General features: G+C 55.4%; 2 rRNA genes (1 of these 2 cut by a window edge). Both read left to right on the top strand.

Annotated features, from left to right (window positions below):
- Window positions 1–1,391 (top strand): 23S ribosomal RNA (locus ABZ808_RS30815) (it extends 1,813 nt beyond the left edge of the window).
- An 86-nt stretch (window positions 1,392–1,477) separates the two neighbouring features.
- Window positions 1,478–1,594, top strand: a 5S ribosomal RNA gene (gene rrf, locus ABZ808_RS30810).
- Window positions 1,595–1,600: the final 6 nt, after the last annotated feature.

Here is a 1,600-nt window from a genome sequence, read left to right as displayed (position 1 = left end):
ATAGGCTGAGACGTGATGCCGAGCCGATTCAGGTGAAGTCAGTGATCCTATGCTGCCGAGAAAAGCCTCTAGCGAGTTCTTAGCGGCCCGTACCCCAAACCGACACAGGTGGTCAGGTAGAGAATACCGAGGCGATCGGGCGAACTGTGGTTAAGGAACTCGGCAAATTGCCCCCGTAACTTAGGGAGAAGGGGGGCCGGAGACGTGAAGCCCCGCGCGGGTGGAGCGTTGTATGGCCGCAGAGAGCAGGGGGAAGCGACTGTTTACTAAAAACACAGGTCCATGCGAAGAAGTAATTCGATGTATATGGACTGACGCCTGCCCGGTGCTGGAACGTTAAGGGGACCTGTTAGCTCTTCGGGGCGAAGCGGAGAACTTAAGCGCCAGTAAACGGCGGTGGTAACTATAACCATCCTAAGGTAGCGAAATTCCTTGTCGGGTAAGTTCCGACCTGCACGAATGGCGTAACGACTTCCCCACTGTCTCAACCACAGGCCCGGCGAAATTGCAGTACGAGTAAAGATGCTCGTTACGCGCGGCAGGACGGAAAGACCCCGGGACCTTTACTATAGCTTGACATTGGTACTCGAATTAGCTTGTGTAGGATAGGTGGGAGCCGGTGAAACCTATACGCCAGTATGGGTGGAGGCAATCTTGAAATACCACTCTGGTTGATTTGGGTATCTAACTTCGGACCGTTATCCGGTTCAGGGACAGTGTCTGGTGGGTAGTTTAACTGGGGCGGTTGCCTCCTAAAAGGTAACGGAGGCGCCCAAAGGTTCCCTCAGCCTGGTTGGCAATCAGGTGTTGAGTGCAAGTACACAAGGGAGCTTGACTGTGAGACTGACAGGTCGAGCAGGGACGAAAGTCGGGACTAGTGATCCGGCACTTGCGAGTGGAAGCGGTGTCGCTCAACGGATAAAAGGTACCCCGGGGATAACAGGCTGATCTTCCCCAAGAGTCCATATCGACGGGATGGTTTGGCACCTCGATGTCGGCTCGTCGCATCCTGGGGCTGTAGCAGGTCCCAAGGGTTGGGCTGTTCGCCCATTAAAGCGGTACGCGAGCTGGGTTTAGAACGTCGTGAGACAGTTCGGTCCCTATCCGCCGTGCGCGTAGGATACTTGAGAAGGGCTGTCCCTAGTACGAGAGGACCGGGACGGACGAACCTCTGGTGTGCCAGTTGTCCTGCCAAGGGCACGGCTGGTTAGCTACGTTCGGAAGGGATAACCGCTGAAAGCATCTAAGCGGGAAGCCTGCTTCAAGATGAGGTATCCCACCCACCTTGGTGGGGTAAGGCCCCCAGCTAGACGACTGGGTTGATAGGCCGGAAATGTAAGCCCGGTAACGGGTTCAGTTGACCGGTACTAATAGGCCGAGGACTTGACTACTAAGCTGCTACGCGTCCACTGTGCAACTCTAGACAAACGAACAACAAACCCCTGTTGTGTGGTGTTGTTTGATATGTCTATAGAGTTACGGCGGTCATGGCGGAGGGGAAACGCCCGGTTACATTCCGAACCCGGAAGCTAAGCCCTCCAGCGCCGATGGTACTGCACTCGTGAGGGTGTGGGAGAGTAGGACACCGCCGGACAATCTT

It is taken from the genome of Micromonospora sp. NPDC047527 (genome assembly GCF_040643015.1).
Lineage (GTDB): Bacteria > Actinomycetota > Actinomycetes > Mycobacteriales > Micromonosporaceae > Micromonospora.
The sequence above is the reverse complement of the archived record's forward strand: the minus strand, read 5'-3'. Positions and strand labels throughout refer to the sequence as shown.